Annotated in this window: 12 protein-coding genes; 7 read left to right on the top strand and 5 right to left on the bottom strand. The window is 56.8% G+C overall.

Annotated elements, in window-relative coordinates:
- Positions 1–28: 28 nt before the first annotated feature.
- Positions 29–1,813: a threonine--tRNA ligase gene (thrS, locus tag JYE49_RS07920; protein ID WP_093957211.1), complete on the bottom strand. Its 1,785-nt coding sequence runs from the start codon at positions 1,811–1,813 to the stop codon at positions 29–31.
- 417 nt (positions 1,814–2,230) lie between these two features.
- Here thrS and JYE49_RS07915 point away from each other — a divergent pair, with 417 nt between their 5' ends.
- Positions 2,231–3,451: a L,D-transpeptidase gene (locus tag JYE49_RS07915; protein WP_093957212.1), complete on the top strand. Its 1,221-nt coding sequence runs from the start codon at positions 2,231–2,233 to the stop codon at positions 3,449–3,451.
- Between the two features lie 56 nt (positions 3,452–3,507).
- Here JYE49_RS07915 and JYE49_RS07910 read toward each other — a convergent pair whose 3' ends face one another.
- Positions 3,508–4,686: a phosphoglycerate dehydrogenase gene (locus JYE49_RS07910; protein WP_093957213.1), complete on the bottom strand. Its 1,179-nt coding sequence runs from the start codon at positions 4,684–4,686 to the stop codon at positions 3,508–3,510.
- Between the two features lie 164 nt (positions 4,687–4,850).
- Between JYE49_RS07910 and JYE49_RS07905 the strand changes: the two genes are divergently transcribed.
- The 3 genes from JYE49_RS07905 (at position 4,851) to JYE49_RS07895 (ending at position 15,452) form a co-directional block, all read left to right on the top strand.
- Positions 4,851–5,162 carry a metal-sensing transcriptional repressor gene (locus tag JYE49_RS07905; RefSeq protein ID WP_093957214.1) on the top strand — a complete coding sequence of 104 codons (312 nt, stop codon included), beginning with the start codon at positions 4,851–4,853 and terminating at the stop codon, positions 5,160–5,162.
- Positions 5,163–5,176: 14 nt separating this feature from the next.
- Positions 5,177–7,735 carry a heavy metal translocating P-type ATPase gene (locus tag JYE49_RS07900; RefSeq protein ID WP_093957215.1) on the top strand — a complete coding sequence of 853 codons (2,559 nt, stop codon included), beginning with the start codon at positions 5,177–5,179 and terminating at the stop codon, positions 7,733–7,735.
- 307 nt (positions 7,736–8,042) lie between these two features.
- Entirely contained in the window at positions 8,043–15,452 is a 7,410-nt protein-coding gene (locus tag JYE49_RS07895) for a Spy0128 family protein (RefSeq protein WP_179217312.1), read from the top strand.
- A 66-nt stretch (positions 15,453–15,518) separates the two neighbouring features.
- Here JYE49_RS07895 and JYE49_RS07890 read toward each other — a convergent pair whose 3' ends face one another.
- Both JYE49_RS07890 and JYE49_RS07885 read right to left on the bottom strand, forming a co-directional pair.
- The gene (locus tag JYE49_RS07890) at positions 15,519–16,229 is read right to left on the bottom strand and encodes an SAM-dependent methyltransferase (RefSeq protein WP_304582538.1); all 711 of its coding nucleotides are present in this window, start codon (positions 16,227–16,229) and stop codon (positions 15,519–15,521) included.
- A gap of 25 nt (positions 16,230–16,254) precedes the next feature.
- Positions 16,255–18,153 (bottom strand): endonuclease MutS2, encoded by a 1,899-nt coding sequence (locus JYE49_RS07885; protein ID WP_179217313.1) that lies wholly within the window; start codon positions 18,151–18,153, stop codon positions 16,255–16,257.
- A 385-nt stretch (positions 18,154–18,538) separates the two neighbouring features.
- On the opposite strand from JYE49_RS07885, the gene tatB reads away from it, so the two are divergent.
- From tatB to tatC, 3 genes are read left to right on the top strand one after another with little or no spacing between them, the layout of a single operon-like run.
- On the top strand, positions 18,539–18,907 hold the full coding sequence (tatB, locus tag JYE49_RS07880; RefSeq protein WP_093957218.1) for a Sec-independent protein translocase protein TatB: 369 nt from the start codon (positions 18,539–18,541) through the stop codon (positions 18,905–18,907).
- A 33-nt stretch (positions 18,908–18,940) separates the two neighbouring features.
- Complete coding sequence (locus tag JYE49_RS07875; protein ID WP_093957219.1) at positions 18,941–19,141, top strand: twin-arginine translocase TatA/TatE family subunit; 201 nt, start codon at positions 18,941–18,943, stop codon at positions 19,139–19,141.
- 18 nt (positions 19,142–19,159) lie between these two features.
- On the top strand, positions 19,160–19,954 hold the full coding sequence (gene tatC / locus JYE49_RS07870) for a twin-arginine translocase subunit TatC (RefSeq protein WP_093957220.1): 795 nt from the start codon (positions 19,160–19,162) through the stop codon (positions 19,952–19,954).
- Between the two features lie 51 nt (positions 19,955–20,005).
- On the opposite strand, the gene JYE49_RS07865 is transcribed toward tatC, so the two are convergent.
- On the bottom strand, positions 20,006–20,884 hold the full coding sequence (locus JYE49_RS07865) for a LysR family transcriptional regulator (protein ID WP_093957221.1): 879 nt from the start codon (positions 20,882–20,884) through the stop codon (positions 20,006–20,008).
- Between the last annotated feature and the right edge of the window lie 49 nt (positions 20,885–20,933).

Below are 20,933 nucleotides of genomic sequence, written 5' to 3'. Positions count from 1 at the left end.
ACTCTTTTGATTATCAGGTTTAGGTTGATTACAGGCGTTCCGTGATTTCCTTTTCGAGCTTTTTGATCAGCTCTTCCAGGGTCATGGAAGTTGTCTGGTCGGTGGCGCGGTCACGGACGGAAACAGTGTTTTCCGCGATTTCCTTTTCGCCGATGATCAGCATGTAAGGAACTTTGTCCTCCTGGCGGGCGTAACGGATCTTGTAGCCGATCTTTTCATTGCGCTCATCCAGCTCGGCGCGGATGCCGTCGTCCAGCAGCGCTTCGGTGACCTTGGCCGCATAGTCCATGCTCTTGTCGCTGACGGGGAGAACCTTGACCTGGACGGGAGCAACCCACAGCGGGAAGGCACCCTTGGTTTCCTCAATCAGGTAAGCCATGAAGCGGTCGATGGAGCCCAGGATCGCGCGGTGCAGCACGACGGGGGTCTTTTCGGAACCATCCTGGTCCACATACTTCAGGTTGAATTTGGCCGGCAGGCAGAAGTCCAGCTGGCAGGTGCTCAGCGTGTATTCTGCACCGATGGCGGGCTTGACGTTCACGTCCAGCTTCGGACCGTAGAAGGCGGCTTCGCCGATTTCTTCCGTGAAGTCGATGTTCAGCTCCTTCAGCACTTCACGCAGGGCGGATTCCGCACGGTTCCACATCTCGTCATCCTGATGATACTTGACCTTGTCTTCCGGATCACGCAGGGACAGCACGCAGCGGTAGTCTGTGATATGGAAGTCCTGGTAGACTTCGCGGATCAGGTTGACTACGCTGGAAACCTCATCCTTGATCTGTTCGGGCGTGACGAAGAGGTGGGCGTCATTCTGGCAGAAGTGACGGCCGCGCTCAATACCCTTCAGGGTGCCGCTGGGCTCGAACCGGAAGTCATGGGCGATTTCACCGATGCGGATCGGCAGATCCCGGTAGGAATGCAGCCGGTTGGCGTAGATCATCATGTGATGGGGGCAGTTCATGGGACGAAGCACGAAGCTTTCGCCTTCCACCTCCATGGCGGGGAACATGTTGTCCTTGTAATGATCCCAGTGGCCGCTGGTGCGGTACAGATCCACTGTGCCGACGCAGGGGGTCATGACATGCTGATAGCCCAGGCGGAGTTCCTTATCCCGGATATAGTTTTCCAGCTCACGCCAGATGGTATAGCCCTTGGGCAGGAACATGGGCAGTCCCTTGCCGACCAGGTCGTCTGTCATGAACAGGCCCATTTCTTTACCGATGCGGCGGTGATCGCGGGCTTTGGCTTCCTCAACCTGCTTCTCATAGGCGGCCAGCTCTTCCTGGTTCCGGAAGGCGACGCCGTTGAGGCGGGTAAGCATCTTGTTGTTCTGGTTGTTCTTCCAGTAGGCACCGGACAGGGCGGTGAGCTTGAAAGCCTTCAGCGCCTTGGTGTAGGTGAGGTGCGGGCCGACGCACATGTCGATGTAGTCGCCCTGCTGGTAGAAGGTGATGACGGCGTCATCGGGCAGGTCGGCAATGTGCTCGACCTTGTAGATTTCACCGCGGTCCTGCATGAGCTTGACAGCCTCATCACGGGGCAGGGGATAGACCTTGAAGGGCAGGTTTTCCTTCACGATCTTCTGCATTTCCGCCTGGATGGCGGGCAGGTCTTCATCTGTGAGTTTGACGTCGCCCAGATCGATGTCATAATGGAATCCCTTTTCAGTGGCGGGACCATAGGCAAAGTGGGCATCGGGGTACAGGCGTTTGACCGCCTGGGCCATGATATGAGCGGCAGAGTGACGGAGCACCTCCAGCTCATCTTCCGCGGGACATTCCGCGACATGACCGTCGTTGTAGATGATTTTCATGGAATACCCTCCTTTTTTCCGGGCGTCTGTGTACAAAAAAGCATCCGCCCTGCATTCTTGTGCCGGGACGGATGCTGAAAAAGCATTCGCGGTTCCACCCTGCTTGTTGTAAAACCACTCATTGAGCCGCTTTATCGGTCGGCAGCCGCTTCTCATCCGGGAATGGTATCGTATCAGGGCCTTGCTGCGGGCTTGCACCTTCTCCCGCTCTCTGTGAACCGGTTTCCTGACCGCGTGTTTCCCTTCATCTGAAAAGGATACAGGCAGTATACCCCCTTCGGGGATGAAAATCAAGCCTTTTCTGTATTTCCCAAAATCTGCGCTGAACGCCTGAAAACAAGGAGAAAGAACTTTGACACTTTTTCCCATATATGGTATGATTCTTCAGTCCTGAAACACAAAGGATGGAGGAATAGCATGCGCAGAATAACAGCAGTGCTTTTGCTTATGATTCTGCTGTTCTCCGCGGCCAGCGCGCCGGCGGAGGATTTTCTGCTGGGCGTCGCTCCTGAACCATCCGATATAACGCCTTCCTTCCGGTCAGAGGAACCCCGGGACGGGGAACCGGATGACAGCTACTGGGATACCCCCATGAACCTGGATGACGAGGAAGCCATCTGGAAGATGCTGACCCTGCCCATCACCGTGGCAGATATCGACATGAACAAGCAGATGGTGATCTATTCCCAACCGGATGAGAGCAGCGAAGGCATCGGTATGCTGACCGGCCAGAGCCAGGGCGTGCATGTGCTGGAAACGCTGGATAACGGATGGACCAAGATTGAAACATATTCTACCAGTTTCCACGACAGCAAGGTAAAGAACTTCAACGCCTTTGTGACAGGCTATGTGCCGACCAAGAAGCTGAAAACCGTGGAAGTGAACCAGAACTATGGTATCGTGATCGACAAGCTGACACAGCGGCTGTACCTCTTCAAGGACGGCCACCTGGAGACATCGCTGGCGGTGTCAACGGGCAAGTACAATCCCAGCGCGAAGAAGCAGCAGCCCTATAATGAAACCCGTTCCGGTGAATACCTGATTATTTATACCAAGACCGGTGCCCTGATAGACGACGAGTCCGGCATGGTCTGCAACTATGCCCTGAAGTTCAACGCGGCGGATTACATTCACGAGGTGCCTCACCGGAAGAACAACGACGGCTCCAAGAATTACCGCGGATTTGAGGAAATCCTCGGCAGCCGCGCCAGTCATGGCTGCATCCGGGTACAGGCGAAACAGAACCGGGCAGGGTACAGCATGTCCGTGTTGTCCAACCTGATCAAAAAGCGGCAGGATAAAAACTGCGTCAAACTGGTGATCTGGGAAGACTACCAGGGACGGCAGGTGAAGATTCCGGACGATGATACTCCGCTGTACTACAACCCCAAGGGTGGAAGCAAATACCATTCGCAGGACAACTGCGTGAACATCAAAAAGCGGTACCTGCCGCTGACCGAGTTCCCCTACGGCGAACTGGATGAAGCGCCCTACAACAAGCTGACGCCCTGTCCCTACTGCGTGCCCAGTCCCCGGAAGGCGGTGCTGGAGGAGATCAACAAGGTTCACATGGAATCCTCTCCCGGAGAAGTGATGAGCGTTTACAACGAGATAATCAACGGGAAAAAGAAAAAGTAGTGGAAATGAAAATCCCGCTTCCGGACTGGCCGGAAGCGGGATTTTTTATGTGTACCTTATTTGTTTTCAACGATGCGGCGGACGCGAATGACGCCGTCGATTTCCTTCAGCCGTTCCACGGTGTCATGGGGCATGGGATGGCTGAGATCCAGCAGGGTGTAGGCGTAATCACCGCGGCTCTTGTTGGCCAGGTTTTCGATGTTCAGTCCCTGGTTGCCGAAGAAGTTGGTGATCTGGCTGAGCATGTTCGGGATGTTCCGGTGCAGGATGGCAACGCGGGCTTCCGTTTCGCAGAAGCCGAGGTTGATTTCCGGATAGTTGACGGAATTGCGGATGTTGCCGTTGTCCAGGTAATCCTGCAGCTGCTTCACGGCCATGACCGCACAGTTGTCTTCCGCTTCCTCCGTGGAGGCACCCAGGTGCGGGATGACAATGGCATTTTTCATATGGGCGCTGGCGGGCGTGGGGAAGTCGGACACATAACGTTTGACCATACCGGCTTCCAGGGCGCTGGCCAGGGCTTTTTCATCCACCAGGGTATCCCGGGCGAAGTTCAGCAGGACGACGCCATTCTTCATCTGGGCGATCGCTTCGGCACTGATCATGCCTTTTGTGCTTGCGGTGGCAGGCACGTGGATGGTGATATAGTCGCTGGCCGCGTAGACTTCTTCGATCTTCTCCGCATGGATGACCATGGGGGAAAGATTCCAGGCGGAATTGACGGACAGGTAGGGGTCGAAACCATAGACCTTCATGCCCAGGGAGATGGCGGCATTGGCAACCAGGACGCCGATGGCACCCAGACCGATGACGCCCAGGGTCTTGCCCTTGAGCTCTGTGCCGGCGAAGGCTTTCTTGGCCTTCTCAGTGGTCTTGGCGATGTTTTCATCATCCGCGTTTTCCCGGACCCAGTTGATGCCGCCGGCGATGTCACGGGAAGCCAGGAACATGCCGCAGAGCACCAGCTCCTTGACGGAATTGGCGTTGGCACCGGGAGTGTTGAACACCACGATGCCCTCTTCCGCGCAGCGGTCCAGCGGGATGTTGTTGACGCCTGCACCCGCGCGGGCGATGGCCCGGAGGCCGGCGGGGAAGGACATTTCCTTCATGTCGGCGGAGCGAACCAGCACGCCGGCAGCCTCGTCGATGGAATCAATCAGCGTATAGCCGGAGCGGAAACCGTCCGTGCCGATCTTCGCGATATTATTCAGACAAAAGATTTTACGGTCTTTCATATTCACAAACTCCTTTCCTTGCGTCAATTCCAGATCGTAGCACAAAGCCCCTGCCCGGTCAAGGAAAGGGCAGGAAAAGAACAGTGTTGACAAATACCCCGGGAGGGTATATGATCATAATACCCCACGGGGGTATATCACATGCGGGAAATGAGGAGAAGCAGATGAGCGAAACGAACGCCTGTCCGCATTGCAGCGAACGGAAAAAGAAGCGCACAGCGGAGGAACAGAACGCGCTGCTTCGGCGCCTGAAGCTGGTGGAGGGCCAGATCCGGGGCATCCAGAAGATGGTGGAGGAAGACGCCTACTGTCCGGATATCCTGATCCAGGTGTCAGCGGTGAGCGCCGCACTGAACAGCTTCAACAAGGAACTGCTGGCCTGCCATATCCGCAGCTGCGTATCGGAGGATATCCGGAACGGCAAGGAAGAAGCCATTGATGAGTTTGTCAAAGTGATGCAGAAACTCATGAAGTGAGAAGAGAGGAAACCATGGAACAATACATTGTGACCGGTATGAGCTGCGCGGCCTGCCAGGCACGGGTGGAGAAAGCCGTGGGGCAGGTGCCGGGCGTCTGCTCGGTATCTGTCAGCCTGCTGACCAACTCCATGGGCGTTGAGGGCAGCGCATCGCAGGAGGAAATCATCCGCGCGGTGGAGGCGGCAGGATACGGTGCGAGCCCGAAGGGGGCAACTGCCGGAGAGACTAAGGCGGATTACCTGGCCGCACAGGAGAAAGCGCTGCAGGACCGGGAAACCCCGAAGCTGAAGCGCAGGCTCCTGTTGTCAGTCGGCTTCCTGGCGGTGCTGATGTACATTACGATGGGTCATCACATGGCGGGATGGCCGCTGCCGGCTTTCCTGACGCATAATCACCTGGCGCTGACGCTGACCCAGATGCTGCTGGCCCTGACTGTGATGATCATCAACGGGAAATTCTTTACCAGCGGATTCCGTTCCCTGGTTCACGGCGCACCGAACATGGATACGCTGGTGGCGCTGGGATCTTCGGTATCCTTTGGCTGGAGCCTGTTTGTGTTCTACCGGATGTGCGGGATGATTACAGCCGGAGCGTCCAACAGTGAGCTGATGGACCTGTATCATCAGCAGCTGTACTTTGAATCCGCGGCGATGATTCCGGCCCTGATTACTGTGGGCAAGATGCTGGAAGCCCGGTCCAAGGGCAAGACAACGAACGCATTGAAGAGCCTGATGAAGCTGGCACCGCAGACGGCAGTGCTGCTCCGGGAAGGTACGGAAACTGAAGTGCCGATTGCGGAGGTCAAAACAGGGGATCTGTTTGTGGTACGTCCGGGAGACAGCATCCCGGTGGACGGTATTGTGGTTTCCGGAGCGGGCGCGGTGAATGAATCCACCCTGACCGGGGAAAGCATTCTCGTGGACAAGGCGGAAGGCGACAAGGTCAGCGCAGCTACCATCAACCAGTCCGGATTCCTGACCTGCCGGGCGACAAGGGTGGGAGAGGATACCACCCTGAGCCAGATTATCCGGATGGTTTCAGACGCGGCGGCTACCAAGGCACCGATAGTGCGGATCGCGGACAAGGTATCCGGCGTCTTTGTGCCTGCCGTGATCGGGATTGCCCTGATCGTAACTACGGGCTGGATGATTGCCGGCGCGTCCGCAGGGGACGCGGTGGCCAGGGGCATTTCCGTGCTGGTGATCTCCTGCCCCTGCGCACTGGGACTGGCTACACCGGTGGCTATCATGGTGGGCAACGGCCTGGGAGCGAAGAACGGCATCCTGTTCAAGACGGGTGAAGCACTCGAAACGGCGGGGAAAGCACAGATTATCGCCCTGGACAAGACCGGCACGATTACTTCCGGAGAACCGGGCGTAACGGACCTGATTCCCGCGGAAGGCAGGACAGAAGCAGAATTGCTGGCCGGGGCAGTCGCCCTGGAGCAGGGGAGCGAGCATCCGCTAGCCAAAGCCATCCTGCGGGCGGCGGAAGAGCAGCAGCTGAAACCGGAAAGCATATCCGATTTCCGGGCCCTGCCGGGAAACGGACTGGAGGGTACAGCAGGCGGGAAACGCCTCCACGGCGGCAGCGGCAGCTACATCGGCAGCCTGGTGAAGGTACCGGAGGAGATGAACCGGCAGGCTGAAAAGCTGGCGGAACAGGGCAAGACTCCGCTGTTCTTTGAGGAAGACGGGCAGATGCTGGGCGTGATCGCTGTGGCGGACCGGATCCGGGAAGATTCCCGGGAGGGAATCCGGCAGCTGAAAAACCAGGGCCTGCGGGTAGTGATGCTGACGGGGGACAACGAGCGGACAGCGCAGGCCATCGCGGCCCAGGCCGGTGTGGATGAATGGGTGGCCGGGGTCCTGCCGGAAGGCAAGGAGGAAGTGATCCGGAAACTGCAGGAATACGGCCGGGTTGCCATGGTGGGTGACGGAATCAACGACGCGCCGGCACTGACCCGGGCGGATACCGGAATTGCCATCGGCGCCGGAACGGACGTAGCGATCGACAGCGCGGATATTGTGCTGATGAATTCCGCCCTGACTGATGTGGCGGCAGCGATCCGGCTGAGCCGGGCAACGCTGCGGAACATCCATGAAAACTTGTTCTGGGCCTTCTTCTATAACCTGATTTGCATTCCACTGGCGGCAGGCCTCTTCGGATGGAAGATGAGCCCGATGATCGGGGCGGCGGCCATGAGCCTTTCCAGCTTTACGGTTTGCATGAACGCCCTGCGGCTGAACCTGTTCAGGCTGAAGGATCCGGGAAAGGATAAACCGCTGAAGGCGGCGAATATACCCCTTACCATTACAGAAACAATCAAAGAGGAACAAAAGAAAGAGAGGATCGGTACCATGACAAAGACAGTAAAAATCAAAGGAATGATGTGCGGGCACTGCGAGGCGTCCGTGAAGAAGGCGCTGGAGGCGCTTCCCTTTATTGCAGAAGCGGTGGTCAGCCATGACGCGGGAACCGCGGTAATCACCCTGTCCGGAGAGCTGGATGAAGCAGCGGTGAAGGCTGCCGTGGAAGCCAAGGATTTCACCTTCGAAGGGATAAAATAAAAGCATATTGACGGGGCATGTAACCCGGCTGGAAACAGCCGGGTTTTCTGATGCTCCGGAAAGGCAGGAAACACCTTGCAGACAAGGGAAAACAAACAGTTACACAAAATAATGAAGGAAAATCCAAATTGTAATGAAAATACTGCAAAAATGTAACAATTGATTGTAAATACAGATTGTAGGGCCCGCAAACAATATGGTATTATTAACCAAATGGCAAGAAAGAAGTACGGACAGCTTCTTACCCTCCTTGTTCAGAAACCTGCATCCATAGAAATGTTACATTATAGCCGACGGAGAGATGACTATGTTCAGAAGCATAAGACGCCCGGTGGTTCTCCTGCTCATTCTGCTTGCGCTGTTCATTGCGTTGAACGGTGCATTGTCTTTATCCGTCGGGTACGCAGCGGGTACCGTTCAGATCCGGGACGCGAAGCTGAAGTGGGTGACGACCGACTACGACGGGATCCCCGAACGCCTGCTGCTCAAAAAAGAGTACGACAACGGCACGTTCTCCGTCCAGTACCAGATGGACATCGTGCTGACAGGCGCGGAAGCGCACGCACCGGGAACGGTCCGGATCACGGCGCCGAAGCAGATCTTCCACCAGCGGAGCTCGCGGCCGGACGGAAGCGTCCAGGCCGCCGGATACGGAAACATGACCTATTCGGTCCCGGCAGCGCCGGCCGAAGGATCCTCCTGGCACAGGGAGGACACGGGCGACGGCCGGTATGTGATTGTCAACGACGCGACGATCGACGCGGCCGCCTCCCTCATGTTCCAGTGCACGATCACCGGCCTGCAGCCGAACAGGCTCGTGGACATGCTGCCGAGCGATCCCCTGAAGGTGACGGTGGAAGTCACCGCCCGGGACGGCACGAAGGACACGATGGACACGCAGGAATTGACGGCCGTGATCGACACCAGGGCCGCGCTGACCACTTACGGATCGACGCCCGGCGCGTCCCTGACCGGGACGGTCTACAATTCATCGGACAACATCTCCCCGAATGTCCTCAGCAACCTGCCAGGCGGCGCGGAAACGGCGAACGGCTATGTCTTTGTATGCTGGAAGACCCGGCCTTACTACGACGCGTCGCAGTATTTCCGCCTGGACATGGACCTGTGGGCCGGGGAGGCCGCCGGAAACGAGGCGGCGATTCCCGGGATCGTCCTGGGCAGGACCGCCGGCGGCGGTACGGTCACCACGCAGGATTCCGGCGCGCAGGCCGGAGAACACTACAGCCGGACGGTCACGACCTACGACTGGGACGACAAGGGTACTCAAAACGGAAACCGCATGCAGAATATCTGGGTCGCCTATCCGACCGCCCAGATGCAGGCGAACAAGACCTACACGATCCGCGCCGCCGCGGCGTGGAAGATGACCGAGGCAGACCCGGCGCGGGGAAACGACCCGCAGGAGGTCACGGAGAAGAGCGTGGACGCCTCGGTGAACTATACGCACTCGGGATGGGAGTATCCGGCGGGAAGATTCGGCGTTTACAAGTACACGGATTCCCATCCGGATCATACGCACCCGACGATAGCGAAAGACGTGCCGGACGGCAGCGAGAACACCTACCACAATAAAAACCATACGTACGCCATGGCGGTCGGCGCGCTGCGGAACAACCAGCCCGTGACGATTGAATACGAGGTGCTGACCGCCGGGTACGGCTACAAGTATACCGCGGGCCCGACCAGCGAGGTCCCGGATCTCCCGGAGGGATGGGAATACGATCCAGCCCATTACCTGAACTGGAACTACCTGATGGAGACCACGGACGACACGCTGACCGTCCAGAATGTCTCCGGCGCCCTGCAGCCCGGCGACTACTGCTTCACCGGGATCACCGTCGGCGCGCCGGAAATGTTCAGCTACGGGTACCTGCAGCCCTCCCAGTCCCAGTACATGATGGAGAATTCGACCTTTGGCTACAAGCCGGACAACAGCCTGCCGAAGCCGGACGTGGAGGTCTGGGTCAAGTACGCGGACGGCAGCTGGGCGCTGCTGGAAACGGTGTCTCTGCGGAGCGGGACGAAAAAGATCACCTTCCCGGAAGGCGTCATCGGCTACAAAACCCGCTTCGCGACCAACCAGGCGGCCTGCAAGGTGGCCGTATGGCCGACGGTGAAACTGCTCCCGAGCGATCATCTGAAGGACATCGTGGAGACGGTCCTCCGGAGCCATACAAACGTCGTCGTGGATAACGACGCCGAGCTGAAAACGACTTACTATTACAGTGCAACCCGGCCGGAGGAGGTCCAGCCGTCCCAGGAGGCCTGGCTGCAGGCGGCGGCCGCCGGAAGCTTCCAGGAGACGAGCGACAGCAGCAGCGCGACGCTGGCCGTCGCCGGCTTCAGCGTATACGGAAACGCGGGAATTGAGCCGGACCCGCCGAAGAACGATACGGTGAACCGCCGGATCAAGGCGAGCATGTACATGTACGTCGACGAGAAGAGCAACCTGTCGACCCTGGAGGAATACAACGCGGCGGTCGCGGCGGGCGCGGTGATTCCGGAGACCTCCGGCACATGGTATCTCCTGCTGCCGGAGAACATGACCCCGGTCATGAGCAGCGTCAGCCTGCGGAGCGGCGACCGGATCATCGAAAAGGAGGTTTACGAAAACTTCCGGGGCAGCGGACGGGCCCTGCTGGTGGTCCGCGGTACGCTGTCGCCGGACGTTAGTGACAGCTATTCCGGGGCGAAAGGATATTTTACGGACCGGATCTTCCTGTCCCTGGACGCGTACATGCCCTGGGAGGACTACGCGGACCTGGAAGGCAACAAATATGTGAAATATTACGCGGCCTTCGAGTCGGGCAATCCCGGCACGCTGGGCAACCTTCCGTCGACCAGCAACTATTACCAGAGTATCGGCTATCCGGACGCGTGGCCGAATATTTCGGGCACCTGGCTGAACATCAATTCCACGGAGATCAGGGATGCCATGACGGACCTGGATCCGGACACGGACGAAGCGCGTTTCGTCTACCTGTACGGCAGTCTTGGCCTCGGCAACATCAATATCATGAACCAGGTGGAATTCCGGAAGGACGTGCGCGCGGGGAGCACAGGCGCCTGGGCAAAGGGCACCGCGGGCGAGACCCAGGTGACCGTGACCGAGGGCGGCAGCTATACCTACCGCATGACCGTGGCTGCCAAAAACGACAGCTATATCGGCGGCATCATGTTCTACGACGCGATCGAGGAGTTTGCCCCCGCCGACGATGCGGAGCCCGGCCTGGCCGCGAAAAAGGCATGGTCCGGGGAATGGCAGGGAAAAGGCCAGTGGAAGGGAACGCTCGTGTCCGTGGACCTGACAGAACTGATCAGCAAGGGTTTCGGGCCGTGGGTGTATTACACGGAGAAGCCCGGGCTGAAGTTCGGCGCGCAAGGTTCGATCGACACGACGGACACGCACGGAATCCTGCAATCCTTCAGCGGATGGAACAGTGACTATAACCTGTTTAACCAGGACCTCTGGAAGCGGGTGCCCGAGGGGGCCATCGTGAACGGCGTGTGGACCGTGCCGGAGGGAACCAAAGTGGCGGCCATCGCCGTGGACGCGCAGCGGGGAACGAATCCCCGCACGATATGCCTGCTGTCGCCGGGGGACAAGGTTTCTGTTTACCTGAACATGAAGGCGCCGTCGGACGGCGGCAGCGACAGCAAATGGAACGCGAAAGGCGCGTATGCCCATAAAACGGACAACGCTTCCTCGCCGGACGATGTCGACTGGATCGCGGCAATGGACCCGGCCAGCAACATGTACGCGTACAACCAGGCGGCAGCTGTCTATCTCCGGTTCTCCACGCCCAACGCCCAGGCGTCCCACGGGTATGCCCGGGACCGGTCGGTGCTGGATTTTGAGTACACCCGGCTGGGCATCGTGCCCGAGACGATCCTGGTGCGGAAGACATGGGTCGACAAGGCCTGGGTGACCAACGTCGGATACATGGAGAATCACGACGGGTTGCGCCCGGACCAGGTAACGGTGAAGCTGAAGGGCGTGCCAAAGCTGCCCTCCGGAACCGCGCTGACCGCAGAGAATAACACGACCTTTGAGGACACCCTGGTCCTGACGGCGGACGACGGCTGGCAGGGCATCTTCCGGAGCGCCCCGGCGCTGGACCGGTACGGGGTTCCGTATGCCTATACCGTGACGGAAGACCCGGTGCCGGGCTACTCCACGGCGGTCTACAAGGACGATAACCGCTCCTACGAGATCGTCAACAAGCATGAGAGGGAACAGGTAACCATCACCGGCAGAAAGCTCTGGCTGTACCCGGACGGTTCGCCTGCGGAGCCGGACGTTGACAAGGCCCAAATGAACCTGCGGCGGGTGAACGAGAAGGGCGAGACTGAACAGATACCCTTCAAGGACTATCACAAGAACACAAATCCATCGAAGGATAATTCGTGGACCTATACCTTCTCAGGTTATGAGCGTTATGCACCGGGTGGATATGAGTACAAATATGTTCTTGTGGAAAACACGCCAAGTGGCTGGTTCTCCCAGAATGACGCGGTTCCTGCAGGCGTTACGGTGACGGCGGAGTACGATCCGGACGATCTCACCACCTTCCGCAACTTCAAAAATCCGGACTTCGGCTATGCCATGATCTACACTTATGTGACCGATGATTCCAGACCGGCTGAAGGCAACAATACCGTTCTGCCGTCCTTTGATTTCATTTTGAAACTGACAAACGGAGATGAACCACTGGACGGTGAGTACGAATACCTCATCTATAACAAAGGACCGAATGGCACCAATGACACGACAATCCCAGCAGATGCGGTGGTGGTCGGCAGCGGTACGGTCTGCAATAACGGAACCATCACACTTGAGGATAAACAATGCGCCAAGGTCATTGGACTGCCGGCCGGGAGCAAGTGCAAAATAGAGAAACAGCCGCCCGCGGGCTGGAGTACGCGGGGCGGTAATGATACATATGTAATCAGATCAGCGGAAACCGTAAAGTTTAACGTCATAAATGACTACACGGCCGAAGGCTATGCTGAAATCAGCGGAACGAAACGGCTGCTGGGAAGAGAACAGCGGGCGGGGGAATTCTCCTTCGAAGTACTGGACGAAAACCAACGGACCCGCGGGGGTGATGAAAACGAGAACTATGGCCAGGTGATCGATACGGTGAAGACGGGCGCAAGCCGCGGGACAGTGACCGGCGGCGACGGCACAGTGACCGGTCTGGCGATGTTTACCTTTACACCTGAGTTCGGCAACGAAGAATACTATCCGATCTACGAATACGGCGGAACAAAAACGCTGCACTACAAGTTCCGGGAAAAAGTCCCGGAAGGCGCGCAGACGGTGAACGGTGTCCCGGTGTACGACGACGTGACCTACGACACGCGCGAGATCGAAGTGGCCATCATATTTACGGATAATAAGGACGGTACCCTGAAGGCGACGGTGACCACAGCGACGGGCGATCCGCTGTCCTTCACGAATACATACGCTTTCAAAAGGAACATCACCCTGACTGCCCATAAGGAACTGGTCGGGCGGACGCTGCAGCCGGAGGAATTCTCCTTTGAGGTCCGGCGGAAGGGTGCTCCGGCAGACTCTGCTCCGATTGCAACGGGAAAGAACGATGCGGAAGGCAATGTCACCTTCACGCCGGACATCATTCTGACGGAAAGGGATCTGGACGCCATCTCATCACAGACCGGTATCGGCGATCTCACGTTCCTTATCAGCGAGGTGCAGGGAACGGATCCGACGGTGGCGTATATGACCACGCCGAGGGAAGCGAAGGTGCAGATCGCGCAGACGGAGGACGGCAAACTGCTTGTTGCGATGCCCGGGCAGACAATTAAACGCCCGGAAATCCTCTGTAACGCCTGCGGCGGTACAGGAGAGGCTGGTGGCTTTTCAGCGGTGATTGTAGACGTGGGAGAGAAAGCCGCTGGAGAGATAATCAACCTGAACAGCTTTTTCAATGCTGAATATATGGATATCTGCTCCAATTGCGGCGGAACGGGATATGCTTCGGACGGCACGGGAGGTTCATGTACAAAGTGCAACGGGGCAGGAGCCACGTTCAAGGCATGTACCCATCCTAACTTCAACATGGAAGGAAATTATTGTCCAGACTGCATCTATAACTTTATCGATATGAAGGGGATCCATCTTTCTGACGGCAATGTGTTATTGATTTTCCCGTATGGTGGCCCCTTTACCCTAGCACAAATCTGTGCTAAAAACGAAATGGATCCGGCAGGTTTCCCTGCTTCTGCTTCACGCTACGTGATGATTGCCTATCTTTTTACAGAGGAGCATTGGGATGCAATAACAAAGAATCCTGATTATGTGCATTTTACGGAGCTAATTGACAGAGCTGCCATTGTCTATCTCGTGGATGGCGGAACGAATAACACTTGTCCGGTTTGCAACGGAAACAAGGTTATACCTGGTGGCCCGTATATCGACGGCGATGCGCTGCCTGTACAGCTGGTAAACTATCTGAATACTGAGGTTTCCTTTACAGCAGAAAAAACACTGGAGGGGCAGCCTGCATCAGAACCGTTTACGTTTGTTTTGCTGGAAACCGACGAGGAGAGAAGAACAGAGACAGAGATCGCACGGACGCAGAACGGAACGGACGGAAAGATCGCTTTTGAACCAATTGCGCTGAATCCGGCTACTCCCAAAACGTATTATTATATCGTCCGCGAAGTGGCAGACGCGGAGAACAGAACGATTGCGTATGACACCGGTGAGGATATCTACAAGGTGACGGTCAGCCTGGATGACGACGGGATTCCTGTTGTTGACAAGAAACTGATGTCCGGTGATGGCGTGTTCCGGAATACCTACAAGGGCGGAACACTGGAAATTGAAGTCAAAACCGGCGGACATATCCCGCACTGGCCCTGGTGGCACCCCCCAAAATTCCCTGTAAACGTGGTGCTGAAGGACTGTGAAGGCAGGCCGCTGGCAGGATATCCGCTTCCTACATCAACGCAGAAGGTGAAGGTTTCCGCCAAGGCAGGGAACGGTATGCTGACGGTTTCAGACGTCATGACCCGGGCAGAAAGCACGACGGGGAATGTGACGGACAGCGAAGGCCGCGGGACAATCCTGATCGAGGGCGGAAGCGTCGCCACGATTACGGGACTGCCGGACGGCGTGACCTATGAGGCTTCCCAGCCGGCAGACAGCATGCCCAAGGGCTACAGCCAGGGCAGCGCGGAAGGTACTACGGGAACCATCCGGGCAGGTCAGGTGAGCAAGGCTACCTTCGAAAACAACTACAAGGGAGAAGAAGGAGAAGAACCGGCGCCGACATCGGAACAACCGAAGCCTTCCGCAGAACCGACGCCTTCTGATAAACCTACAGATGAGCCCACTGTGAAACCCACGGCTACATCGACAGCAAAGCCCACAGATGAGTCCACGGTGAAACCTGTGGCCACACCAACAGCAAAGCCCACAGACGCGTCGACCGCGAAGCCGACAGACGTATCCACAGTGAAGCCTACAGAGGGGACAACCGTGAAACCCACAGAGACTCCGAAGGCCACACCTACCGCTGCGCCTGCTCCGACAGATACCTCCAAACCGCAGCCGGTTCCGAAGACCGGAGATACGGACAACCCGATGCTGTGGGTGGGATTGATCCTGATCGGACTGATTGGTATCGGCGGCCTGGCATACGGTAAATACCGGAAAAAGAAATAAACGTACAGAATGATCAAAGAAAGAAGTACCGGCTGTTCATGCCGGTACTTCCTTTTTAGATGAATATCACTGTTTTCTGTGGATGTACATGAGGACGAAGTTCAGGACCTGATAAAGTCCTTTTGAAAGGAACTCCCTGTCCCGGATGCCGAATTCATGACCGGAATTGAACCAGTCCTCCCAGGCCCGGTCATAACATTCAGCCTCCTTAACCTCAATATCGCACCGGTTCCCGCATTCCTTTTCAAGCAGCGCCTTCCACCAATCCACCGTTTTGAAACACAGGGAGTCGTCTCCTTCCGCCCAGGTTTCGAACAGGGTGCGCAGGTCGCCGCAGGGCTCCTCACTTAGACCTGGAACCGCGATCATGACGGTGCCGCCGGGCCGGACAAAGGGCAGGATTTTATCCGCAAAGATCCCTTCCTTACAGCCGAAATAATGATAGGAATCCACGCTGACAACCGCGTCAAAGTATCCGCGGGCAAAAGGCATATCCAGCGCGTCTCCGTGGATCGGGATGATCTTATCTTCCAGGTCCAGGGAGCGGATCCGCTTCAGGTTATCCGCCGCGTCCACCCAGAGATCGAAGGCGTATACAGACTTCGCAGGCGTTTCATTGGCGAGGAAGACTGAAGTCAGCGCCATACCGCAGCCCAAATCGAGGGTGCGGTCATAGCATACATCGGACGGACTCCTGCGGAGCAGTTCATCCAGCAGGAGGAAAGAGTTGGGACCCATGAGGTAATCCTTTGTGAAGTACTGAGTATATTTATCCATTCTGTTCATGTGTTTGTTCTTCCTTTCATTCTTCATTCTGTTTGCCTTCTTTGATCACAATCACCGCATCCGGATCAAACTTGCGCGACATGGTATGGGCGGCTTTCCGGTTGGCGACGGTATCAAAGATAATTGAAAAATCATAGTCCGGCGGGTAGAGCTGGGAGGCCGGGACAAGCAGCTGCAGCCGGTTGTGGCGTACAGTCAGCTTCTGCCCCTGCAGCTGGATGATGACGTTGCCGTCGTCATCGGCCGGGCGGTATACGATAGCGTTCTTCTTGTCCGGCAGGAGCAGGACGCTGTCCCCCATGCAGAAACGTTCAAAGCTGCTGTCCGTTTTCCGGACCAGGCGCTGCAGGCGGGTGGAGGGAATGTGCATGGGATGCTGCACCGGCTCCGGTATGGTTTCCGGCCCATGCTCCGCAACCAGTTTCGCACGGGACAGGAGCCCTTCATCCATACCAAGGCGGCGGGCAATTTCAATGGCGCAGCTTTTTCCGCTCTTGCCAAGCTCCAGATGATACAGCGGCTTCAGGGACACCCGGTCGAAAGCCATCCGTCCCGGAACGACCTGATCGGTTTGCTCCGCCCATTGCTTGATCTGGGGATCGTGGGTGGTAACCATGAAGAAGCATCCGCGGCGCAGCAGTTCCTCCAGAATCGCGGCGGCAAGGCCGGAACCTTCAGCCGGATCCGTGCCGCTGCCCAGTTCGTCCAGAAGGACCAGGCTGTCCCGGGAACAATGACGCAGGATGCGGATGATATTGGTCATATGGCCGGAGAAGGTGGACAGGTTCTGGCTGATGCTCTGGCTGTCCCCGATATCGCAGAATACGGCATCCATCATGCCGATGACGGTACCCTCCGCACAGGGAATATGCAGCCCGCACTGGGCCATGAGGGTCAGCAGGCCGACGGTTTTCAGGCAGACTGTTTTTCCACCGGTGTTCGGACCGGTGACGGCAATGCCGGAGTCGGGGAAGGCAAGCTCCAGACTGAGGGGGACGCAGGCCTGACGATCCAGGAGTGGATGTCGGGCATTGACCAGGCATATCCTGCGTTCGGCGGTCAGTTCGGCCGGGCGGGCATCCATCTCCAGGCTCAGTTTGGCCCGGGCAAAGAGCATATCCAGGTCTGTCATGACACGAACGGCTTCCCGCAATGGTTCGGCCTGGGAGGCTACCCGGTCGCTGAGTTCCCAGAGGATGCGTCTCTCCTCCGTATCAATATCGATCATCAGCTGATCCAGGGCCTGGCGCATTGACTGAACGGCGGAGGGCTCCATAAAGACGGTGCTTCCTTTGCCGGAGGTATCCACAACACGGCCGGGGAACTGATTCTGGAAACGCTTCAGCACCGGCAGGACGAAGGTTCCGCCGCGCTGGGTGATATAGTTGTCTGCCAATTCGGCTTTATGATGAAAGATAATCTGGTTGAGCTTTTCCCGGATGCCCTGCTCGGTATGCTCCCGCTGGCGCCGGAGATTCCGGAGGGCAGGGGAGGCGTCATCCAGGACTTCTTCCTCCCGGACGGAATGTTCAATTTCATCCTCCAGGCTCGCCAGGTCAGGCAGCTCTGTATACCAGGAGGCGATGCCGGCACTGTGGACCTGGGCGTTCTGCAGGTAGCGGCGCAGGCGGCGTACAGCCGCACAGAAGCGGGCGATGGACGTCAGCTGCGCGGGCAGCAGCATGCCGCCCTGCAGTGCTTCAGTCAGGCCTGTATCTGTGCCTTCGGTTTCCGCCAGGGGCGGGGTGCCGGTGTTTTCAATGACGCGGCGGGCGGCAGTCGTTTCCTCCATACGGGCATAGCAAAGCCCCTCATTCAGGATGGGTTCTGTTTCCGCCAGCAGGCGGCGCGCGGCCTGTGAAACGGCCTGTTCTTTCAGTTGTTCAATGATTTGGTCAAAACCTAACGTAAGCATATCCTGTATCATGTGGATTCCCCTTATCCGTATTTGATTGACATGAGCGAAGATCAGGGAATGCGACACAACAAAAAGGCAAACAAAAAAGTGCCCGGTAACTGTCAGAACCGCGCCATGGCATAAGCAAACAAGCGATCATGTCATCGCTTCATTTCAATTGCCATGTTCCCTGTTACTGAACAGTCTCCAAACACACCTCCACAGGATTGCCCGCTCTCGTCGGGATCGCTGTCGGGCACATTATAAACCGGACGAAAAAACTTTGTCAAGCCTTATATTCCGGGCACTTGACGGCCGTCAAATATTCGCCGGGGAGAAGTCTTGAAAAAACCGAACAAACAGCATATAATCAAAAAACAGTTTGCGGAAGAGGTGAAGCAGCGTGTTCAATATCGGGTTTTCTGAACTGATCATTGTGCTGCTGATCGCTTTTCTGGTTGTCGGCCCGAAGGATCTTCCCAAGGTGGCACGCTGGCTGGGCCGCATGGTCAAAAAACTGAAGCAGATGATCAACGAAGTGAAGAAAGAGACCGGCTGGGCTGATCTGGAAAAAGAGATCAACGATACGAAGACGGATCTCAACAAGTCCGTGAAGGACCTGAAAAAGGACCTGGATATCACGTCTGAACTGAAGGGCGCCTCCGCTGATCTGAACAAGAGCCTGAACAGTGTGAAGGATGAGCTTCATCAGACCGGAAAAGAGATTCAGGAAGAAACCAAAGAGATCAAGGAAGAGACGATGAAAAAATAAGCCTGCAGCGTCAGGCATAAGGAGGATACAAACATGCGTCTGGGAACTACGGAAATCATCTTAATTGTGGTGCTTGCACTGGTACTGTTCGGCGGCGGCAAACTGGCCGGCGTTGGCAAAGCCCTGGGAAAGAGCATCAAGGACTTCAAGCATGAAGTGAAGGAAGATGACGACAACACATCCGATGAGGATGAGGACGAAAAGCCCGCCAAGAGCACCAAAGCAAAGAAGTAACAGGGCTGCCGTGATCGTATGAGCAAAAAGAATAGCAAAGAGCTTCGGAAGGGAGACAATCAGACGGAGCTGGAAGAAACGGAGCAGCAGATGCCGGACGGCGGCGGAGCGCCGCTGCTGGTTCACCTGCAGGCCCTGCGGCGCGTGCTGATCGTATCCGCCGCGGCAGTGGCTGTTGCGTTTTTCCTGGTGTTCTATCTCGCAATCGAAACGCTGATGGCCTGGATTATTGGACCTATTGCGGAGCGCGGGATTGAAATCATCTACACAGCCATGTCTGAAGCACTGGTGACCAAATTCAAGGTCGCGATTATCGCGGCGTTGATCCTGGCTTCGCCGGTGATCATCTGGCAGATCTGGAGCTTTATCAAACCCGCCCTTTTCCCCAAAGAGAAAAAGGCGTTCCGCATCCTGTTCCTGATTGCCCTGTTCCTGTTCCTGCTGGGCGTGGTCTTCTGCTACATGGCAGTATACATGCTGGCAGTGGATTTCTTCTTGGTGGCGGGCGACAACCTGGCAACACCGATGCTGTCCATCGACAAATACGTCAGCTTCCTGTTCGGCTTTATTGTTCCCTTCGGACTGGCGTTTCAGCTGCCGGTGGCACTGTACCTGACCACCCGGATCGGATGGACCAACTACAAGATGCTGGCTTCCAAACGGAAGTTTGTGGTGCTTGGCATTTTTGTCATTGCCGCCATTCTGACACCTCCGGATGTGGTATCCCAGCTGGCACTGGGACTGCCGATGATCCTGTTGTATGAGATCGGCATCCAGGCCTGCCGCCTGACCAAGCCGAGGGAAAGAGAATAAAACATTGAGACAAAAAACGACCGTCTGCGTTATGCAGACGGTCGTTTGGTTTTATTTGGTGTACTGGCTGAAAACCTGTTTGGCCACTTCGATGAACTGACTGACAACGGCGGAGCGGGGCTCCCGGTATACCAGCCCGATGGGCCAGCTCATGTCCATTTTCAGCGGAATGGTCCGGAGCGGATGGAACTGGCTGCCCACATGGGGAGGAACCAGGCCGATATGTCCATCCTCAAAGGAGCGGACAACGGTGTACAGATCCATCACGCGGGGATCTTCGCTGATACGGATGTCCGGATACGATTTTTCCACATACTCCCGAAGACCGGGCAGCCGGTCAAACCGATAGACAATGATATGCTGTCCCGCCAGGTCGTCCAGGGTCAGGATATCATGGGAGGCCAGGGGGTGATTGGGGGACATCATACAGTCGCGGCCTTCCCAGAACAGCGGTTCAAAATTGCGCCCGGCGGCATGTGCCCTGGGACAGTCAAAGTATTCAATCACGTCCAGTGCACCACGGTCAAGGTCACTGAAAAGCTGTTCTTCACTCTCCATGACCGGTTTCTGGACAATATGGGGATACTTCTGGTAAAAGGGTCCGCTGACCCGGGGGAACAGATCGGGCTGAAGGCCAAGAATGGCACCCACCCGCAGTGACTTGTTCAGGGAGTCGGTTTCCCGACAGCGGGCAAGCAGGGATTCCGTGTCAGACCGGAGCTTGATGACGCCGTCCAGAAAGGTTTCCCCTGCCGGGGTCAGGCGAATGCCGGCGGCTCCTCTTTCAAAAAGCTTGAAACCAATTTCTGATTCCAAACGGTTGATTTGCTGCTGCAGCGCCGGAGATGAAATAAATAAGGCGTCTGCGGCTGCGTTGATGCTGTTGTACTTTGTGAGGGTAATAAAGGTGTCCAGGTTCTTTGTGTTCATAATGCGCCTCGGGTGTTTGCTGAGTAAAAAGGTTTCCCTTTTCACCTTT

It is taken from the genome of Aristaeella hokkaidonensis (assembly GCF_018128945.1).
GTDB lineage: Bacteria > Bacillota > Clostridia > Christensenellales > Aristaeellaceae > Aristaeella > Aristaeella hokkaidonensis.
This window is presented reverse-complemented; position numbering and strand designations above follow the sequence as displayed.

Excerpts from the sequence above, each read along its gene's own strand:
- thrS (WP_093957211.1), bottom strand. The coding sequence starts at position 1,813 with ATGAAAATCATCTACAACGACGGTCATGTCGCGGAATGTCCCGCGGAA.
- JYE49_RS07915 (WP_093957212.1), top strand. The coding sequence starts at position 2,231 with ATGCGCAGAATAACAGCAGTGCTTTTGCTTATGATTCTGCTGTTCTCC.
- JYE49_RS07910 (WP_093957213.1), bottom strand. The coding sequence starts at position 4,686 with ATGAAAGACCGTAAAATCTTTTGTCTGAATAATATCGCGAAGATCGGC.
- JYE49_RS07905 (WP_093957214.1), top strand. The coding sequence starts at position 4,851 with ATGAGCGAAACGAACGCCTGTCCGCATTGCAGCGAACGGAAAAAGAAG.
- JYE49_RS07900 (WP_093957215.1), top strand. The coding sequence starts at position 5,177 with ATGGAACAATACATTGTGACCGGTATGAGCTGCGCGGCCTGCCAGGCA.
- JYE49_RS07895 (WP_179217312.1), top strand. The coding sequence starts at position 8,043 with ATGTTCAGAAGCATAAGACGCCCGGTGGTTCTCCTGCTCATTCTGCTT.
- JYE49_RS07890 (WP_304582538.1), bottom strand. The coding sequence starts at position 16,229 with ATGGATAAATATACTCAGTACTTCACAAAGGATTACCTCATGGGTCCC.
- JYE49_RS07885 (WP_179217313.1), bottom strand. The coding sequence starts at position 18,153 with ATGCTTACGTTAGGTTTTGACCAAATCATTGAACAACTGAAAGAACAG.
- JYE49_RS07875 (WP_093957219.1), top strand. The coding sequence starts at position 18,941 with ATGCGTCTGGGAACTACGGAAATCATCTTAATTGTGGTGCTTGCACTG.
- tatC (WP_093957220.1), top strand. The coding sequence starts at position 19,160 with ATGAGCAAAAAGAATAGCAAAGAGCTTCGGAAGGGAGACAATCAGACG.
- JYE49_RS07865 (WP_093957221.1), bottom strand. The coding sequence starts at position 20,884 with ATGAACACAAAGAACCTGGACACCTTTATTACCCTCACAAAGTACAAC.